We start from the raw sequence: 5,441 nt of genomic DNA on the forward strand, positions 1-5,441 counted from the left end.
AAGAACTCCCGCCGCACCGACCCCGGCCACGGATACCCACTCGGCATGTGCAACCTCCAAAACTCGCAGATGTTGCACTGACCGTATGAATCCGCCCGGCCGTTTTTCGCAACAGTTTCACGCTCGGTGGGCGGCGGCCGCCAGGGGGCCACGGGCCAGAAGTCCCAAGGTCAGAGCAGCAGCAGCATTCGGGTGTTGCCGAGGATGTTCGGCTTGACGTAGCTGAGGTCGAGAAACTCGGCCACGCCGAGATCATAGGAGCGGCGCATCTCCTCGAACACCTCGGCGGTGACCGGTGTGCCGTCGATCTCGGTGAACCCGTGCCGGGAGAAGAACCCGGTCTCGAAGGTCAGCACGAACAAGCGCTGCAGTTGCAGGTCCCGCGCCACCCGCACCAGCCGGTCGACGATGGCGTGGCCGACGCCGCGGCGGGTCATCGCCGGGTCGACCGCAACAGTGCGCACCTCGCCGAGGTCGGACCACAGTACGTGCAACGCCCCGCAGCCCACCACCTGATCCCCATGTTCGGCCACCCAGAACTCCTGGACGCTCTCGTAGAGCGTGACCAGGTTCTTTTCCAGCAAAATCTTGCCGGCGTAGGTGTCCACCAGCCCCTTGATCGCCGGGACATCGGAGGTCCGCGCCCGCCGGATCAGTGGCCGATCGCCCGGTGGATCACTAGCTGGGTGCACGGCTGCACAGTATCGGTTTGCGAGCAGCTTCGGGACGGTAGGCAAATACGAGACAGACAACCGATATTCTGTTTGCCGTGTCGGACCAGCCTCAGACGGAACCGGTGGTGAGACGCATCGGCGTGGTCAACTTCGCCAACGCGCTAACCGGGGTGCGGCTGGCGCTGATCCCGATCTTTCTGCTGGCGTTGTTCGCCGGGGACGGCCACGAAGCCGCAAGCCGCACTGCGGCTTTTGTCATCTTCGCCGCCGCTGTCATCACCGACCGGCTGGACGGAGCGCTGGCCCGTAGCTACGGCCTGGTGACCGAGTTCGGCGCGCTGGTCGACCCGATCGCCGACAAGGCCCTCATCGGCGCCGCACTGATCGGGTTGTCGACGCTGCATGACTTGCCTTGGTGGATCACGGTGCTGATCTTGTCCCGTGAGGTCGGGATCACCGTGCTGAGGTTCGTGGTGCTGCGGCGGGGCGTCATTCCCGCCAGCCGGGGCGGCAAACTCAAGACACTGGTGCAGGCGGCGGCAATCGGATTGTTCATGCTGCCGCTGTACGGGTTCTGGCTGGTGCTGGCCCAGGTGGTGATGGGCGTTGCCGTCGTGCTGACGGTGGTGACCGGGGTGGATTACCTAATGTCCGCGGTCACCGATGTCCGGGCCCGGCCGGCACAGCCTTAAGGTTGCTCCGCCGGTCAGGGCCGGTGGGAACCAAGGCGGCCACCGCCGGCGTTGACATAGGTGTCTAGCCTGAAAAGGCAGGTCAGATGGGAGCGAGCACACCATGACTGCGTTACTGCGTGAGGTGATCGGCGACGGGCTGCGCCGGGCCCGTACATCACAGGGCCGCACGCTGCGCGAAGTGTCCGATTCGGCGCGGGTGAGCTTGGGGTATCTGTCCGAGGTCGAGCGGGGCCGCAAGGAGGCGTCCAGCGAGTTGTTGAACGCGATCTGCACAGCGCTGGGCCTCTCGTTGTCGGCGGTGCTCTGCGACGCCGGCGGGCAGATGGCACGCCAGGAGCGTGCAGCGGCCGGAACCCGCGATCTGCTCGGGGCGGCCAACATCGACGTCGGCACCAAGGTCGTCATCCCGCCGGTGTCGACCATGGCTTCCGTCTAAACATTGAATGCAGGTCTGAACTTCCAACCGGATGCGGACCGACCCGATACATTGAGCTTCGGTACCCGGGTACCCGGCGCAGATCCACAAAGTTTCGAACAAGCAGACGGAGCTGACTGATGGCCAACCCGTTCGTCAAGGCGTGGAAGTACCTGATGGCGCTGTTCAACGCGAAGATCGACGAGCACGCCGATCCCAAGGTGCAGATTCAGCAGGCCATCGAAGAGGCGCAACGTCAGCATCAGGCCTTGACCCAGCAGGCGGCACAGGTGATCGGCAACCAGCGGCAGCTGGAGATGCGGCTCAACCGGCAGTTGGCCGATGTGGAGAAACTCCAGGTCAACGTGCGTCAGGCGGTGACCTTGGCCGACCAGGCGACCGCTGCCGGGGACACCGAAAAGGCCACCGAGTACAACAATGCCGCCGAAGCGTTCGCCGCCCAGCTGGTCACCGCCGAGCAGCGCGTCGAAGACCTCAAGAGCCTGCACGACCAGGCCCTGTCGGCCGCCGAGCAGGCCAAGAAGGCCGTCGAACAGAACGCGGTGATGCTGCAGCAGACGGTCGCCGAGCGCACCAAGCTGCTCAGTCAGCTCGAGCAGGCCAAGATGCAGGAGCAGGTCAGCGCCTCACTGCGGTCGATGAGCGAGATCGCCGCTCCCGGCACCACCCCCAGCCTCGAGGAGGTGCGGGAGAAGATCGAGCGCCGCTACGCGAATGCGATCGGAGCCGCCGAGCTGGCGAAGGGCTCCGTGCAGGGCCGCATGATCGAGGTGGAGCAGGCCAGTGTGCAGATGGCCGGTCATTCGCGACTGGAGCAGATCCGGGCGTCGATGCGCGGCAAGGCTCTGCCGACCGGGGAGTCTTCCGGTGCGGCGGTGCCGAAGCCGGCGCCGGCAGGCCCCGCGAAAGCCAGCCCCGCCACTCCGGAAAAGCCCCTCGGTCAGCAGTAGGCGAAAGGTCGCGAGCAGCATTGCACACCGGTCATTGGCACATGGTGCTGCCGCGCCGTTCGGATACGGTCTTTGCCACCGGCTACCGGTTTTTTGACGTGCTGGCGCAGAAGATCGGTGCCGTGTTCGACCCCCGCGCCCGGATGCTGAGGCGACGCCGCCGCGCATTGCGCTGGGGGCTGATCTTCGGCGCCGGGTGCGTGTTCTGGGTACTGGTCACGGCGCTGCTGGCGAGCTGGGCAACGCCGGCGTGGGTGCTGCTGATCACCGGGCTGATCGCCGCCGGCGCGGCGCACCCGGCGACGCTGTTGCTGCTGCGCTACCGGTGGCTGCGATCGGTGCCGCTGCCCGCGCAGCGGCCCGGCGCTGCCCGCCGGCGGCCGCCGCCGGGCTCAGCGGCGCGACCGGCGATGTCGGCGTTGGGCGCTTCCGAGCGTGGACTGTTCTCGCTGCTGGGGGTGCTGGAACGCGGGCACCTGCTGCCTGACCGTGAAATCGGTGACCTGACCGTGGCGGCCAACCGGGCGGCAGCGGCGATGGCGGCAACCGCGGCCGAGGTGGTGTCGATGGAGCACACCGTGCAGCTCACCCCGGAGGTCGGCGGCTACCTGGTGCCGACCATCGACGCGTTCACCGCCCAGTTGGGTTCCGGTGTCCACCAGTACAACAAGATGGTCACCGCCGCAGCACAATTGGTGGCGTCGGCAAACGGCGACTCGCCGGCATCATCTTCATCGCCGTCGAATTCGCCGATGACGCAACAACGGTATCGTGACGAGTTGGCCGGTGCGACGGATCGCTTGATGGGTTGCGCGCAGGCGTTCGACGAACTCAGCCGACTGCCCCGGGTTTAGCTGGTCCTAGCTAGAACTTCGGCCGCATTGACGGGAACAGGATGGCCGCCAGCGCCCGCACCGCCGCCTTGAGCATGTCGTAGAAGTCAAAGTAGTCTCGCCACAACGTGATACGTCCGTTGTGGACCTCGAACACACCGCATACCCAGAACTGCAGCCGCAGCGGACCGAGGACCAGCGCGTCGCTGCGTTCGGTGAGCACCGCCGAGCCGTCGGCGGCGATCCGGTGAATCTTCACCTGAAAACCGACGCGGCCCTGCATCCGGCGGAACAGCTGAAGGGCGGTGCGGGAGCCGTAGACGGTCGGCAGCCCGACGTTCTGGTACACCAGGTCGCCCGCGAGCACCGCACCGGCGGTGTCGAGGTCCTCGTCGGCCAGCGCATCCAGGAAGACCTCGACGGTCCGGACGTTCTCGGCGGATGTCTGCGCTGCGGTCGGCTCGGCCATGTGTCCAGCGTAGGGCGGTGCGGCTGTGGCACGGTAGGGCAATGCGGGTGGTGGTGGTCGCCGGTCCGGATCCGGGCCACGCTTTTCCGGCGATCGCACTATGCCAGCTTTTTGCCGTCGCCGGCGATAGACCGACCCTGCTGACCGGAACCCAATGGCTCGCCACCGCCCGGGCCGCCGGGCTGGACGTCGCCGAACTGGCCGGCCTGGAGCCCACCGCGGCCGACGACGACCGCGACGCCGGCGCCAAGATCCATCACCGCGCAGCGCGGATGGCGGTGGACAACCTCGACCGGCTGCGGGGGCTGGCGCCGGATCTGGTGGTCTGCGATGTCATCACCGCCTGCGGGGGGATGGCCGCCGAACTGCTGGGCATCGCATGGATCGAGCTCAGCCCGCACCCGCTGTACCTGCCGTCGAAGGGGCTGCCGCCGATCGGATCCGGGCTGGCGCCGGGTGTCGGTCTGCGGGGTTGGTTGCGGGATGCCGCGATGCGGGCGCTGACGGCGCGTGCGTGGCGAGTCGGTCTGCGCCAGCGTGCGTCTGCCCGGGTGGGGATCGGCCTGCCGGCCCTCGACCCGGGACCGTTACGCCGCCTGGTTGCCACCATGCCCGCGCTGGAGGTGCCCCGACCGGACTGGCCGCCCGAGGCGGCCGTGGTGGGCCCACTGCACTTCGAGCCCACCGAGCAGGTGCTGAGCGTGCCGGCCGGCTACGGGCCGGTGGTGGTGGTGGCTCCGTCCACCGCAACGACCGGGGTGGGCGGACTGGCGGAGACGGCACTGGACTGTCTGGTTCCCGGGGCCGGGCTGCCCACCGGCGCACGGGTGGTGGTGTCGAGGTTGGACGGCCCGGGACTGACGTTGCCGCCCTGGGCGGCGGCCGGGCTGGGACGCCAGGACGAACTGCTGGCCCAAGCCGATGTGGTGATCTGCGGCGGTGGGCACGGCATGGTGGCCAAGACACTGCTGGCCGGCGTGCCGCTGGTGGTGGTGCCCGGCGGTGGGGATCAGTGGGAGATCGCCAATCGTGTTGCACGTCAAGGCAGTGCGCTGCTGGTTCGGCCGTTGACCGCCGACGCGCTGGTCGCCGCCGTCGGTGCGGTGCTGGCGTCGCCGGGCTACCGGGCCGCCGCCCGCCGGGCCGCGGCCGGAGCCGCCGCAGTGGCCGATCCGGTTCAGGTGTGCCACGACGCACTGGAGCGCGCTGAGTAGCTGGGTGGCTGGGTGGCTGGGTAGCTGAGTAGCTGAGTAGGTTGAGCCGGTGCGCCTGACGGAGTTCCACGATCGGGTCACCCGGCGGTTCGGCGCTGTCTACGGTGCATCGGTGCTGACCGACCACGTGTTGACCGAGTTGGGCGGGCGCACCGCCGCACAGGCGATCG

The 5,441-nt window shown here is 68.1% G+C and carries 8 protein-coding genes; 6 read left to right on the forward strand and 2 right to left on the reverse strand.

What is annotated here, in order from left to right; all coding sequences use genetic code 11:
- Positions 1 to 170: 170 nt before the first annotated feature.
- Positions 171 to 692, reverse strand: coding sequence for an amino-acid N-acetyltransferase (locus AC2VON_RS15660; protein ID WP_486953775.1), 522 nt, complete (start codon positions 690 to 692; stop codon positions 171 to 173).
- A gap of 104 nt (positions 693 to 796) precedes the next feature.
- Between AC2VON_RS15660 and pgsA the strand changes: the two genes are divergently transcribed.
- The 4 genes from pgsA to pspM all read left to right on the forward strand — a co-directional run bounded on the left by pgsA (position 797) and on the right by pspM (position 3,609).
- Entirely contained in the window at positions 797 to 1,366 is a 570-nt protein-coding gene (pgsA, locus tag AC2VON_RS15665) for a CDP-diacylglycerol--glycerol-3-phosphate 3-phosphatidyltransferase (RefSeq protein ID WP_486953780.1), read from the forward strand.
- A 103-nt stretch (positions 1,367 to 1,469) separates the two neighbouring features.
- Positions 1,470 to 1,805, forward strand: coding sequence for a transcriptional regulator ClgR (clgR, locus tag AC2VON_RS15670; protein ID WP_486953776.1), 336 nt, complete (start codon positions 1,470 to 1,472; stop codon positions 1,803 to 1,805).
- A 119-nt stretch (positions 1,806 to 1,924) separates the two neighbouring features.
- The gene (gene pspA, locus AC2VON_RS15675; protein ID WP_486953777.1) at positions 1,925 to 2,755 is read left to right on the forward strand and encodes a phage shock protein PspA; all 831 of its coding nucleotides are present in this window, start codon (positions 1,925 to 1,927) and stop codon (positions 2,753 to 2,755) included.
- A gap of 41 nt (positions 2,756 to 2,796) precedes the next feature.
- Positions 2,797 to 3,609 carry a phage shock envelope stress response protein PspM gene (gene pspM, locus AC2VON_RS15680; RefSeq protein WP_486953778.1) on the forward strand — a complete coding sequence of 271 codons (813 nt, stop codon included), beginning with the start codon at positions 2,797 to 2,799 and terminating at the stop codon, positions 3,607 to 3,609.
- Between the two features lie 10 nt (positions 3,610 to 3,619).
- Here the strand turns inward: pspM and AC2VON_RS15685 are convergent, their stop codons facing one another.
- Positions 3,620 to 4,057 (reverse strand): limonene-1,2-epoxide hydrolase family protein, encoded by a 438-nt coding sequence (locus AC2VON_RS15685; RefSeq protein WP_486953779.1) that lies wholly within the window; start codon positions 4,055 to 4,057, stop codon positions 3,620 to 3,622.
- Positions 4,058 to 4,098: 41 nt separating this feature from the next.
- Between AC2VON_RS15685 and AC2VON_RS15690 the strand changes: the two genes are divergently transcribed.
- Both AC2VON_RS15690 and AC2VON_RS15695 read left to right on the forward strand, forming a co-directional pair.
- Positions 4,099 to 5,271 (forward strand): glycosyltransferase, encoded by a 1,173-nt coding sequence (locus tag AC2VON_RS15690; protein ID WP_486953781.1) that lies wholly within the window; start codon positions 4,099 to 4,101, stop codon positions 5,269 to 5,271.
- Between the two features lie 49 nt (positions 5,272 to 5,320).
- Positions 5,321 to 5,441: DUF3046 domain-containing protein (locus AC2VON_RS15695; RefSeq protein ID WP_486953782.1), on the forward strand; the 121-nt coding region annotated here is incomplete at its 3' end.

Source organism: Mycobacterium sp. TH-M82 (assembly GCF_057473605.1).

Excerpts from the sequence above, each read along its gene's own strand:
- clgR (WP_486953776.1), top strand. The coding sequence starts at position 1,470 with ATGACTGCGTTACTGCGTGAGGTGATCGGCGACGGGCTGCGCCGGGCC.
- pspA (WP_486953777.1), top strand. The coding sequence starts at position 1,925 with ATGGCCAACCCGTTCGTCAAGGCGTGGAAGTACCTGATGGCGCTGTTC.
- pspM (WP_486953778.1), top strand. The coding sequence starts at position 2,797 with ATGGTGCTGCCGCGCCGTTCGGATACGGTCTTTGCCACCGGCTACCGG.
- AC2VON_RS15685 (WP_486953779.1), bottom strand. The coding sequence starts at position 4,057 with ATGGCCGAGCCGACCGCAGCGCAGACATCCGCCGAGAACGTCCGGACC.
- AC2VON_RS15690 (WP_486953781.1), top strand. The coding sequence starts at position 4,099 with ATGCGGGTGGTGGTGGTCGCCGGTCCGGATCCGGGCCACGCTTTTCCG.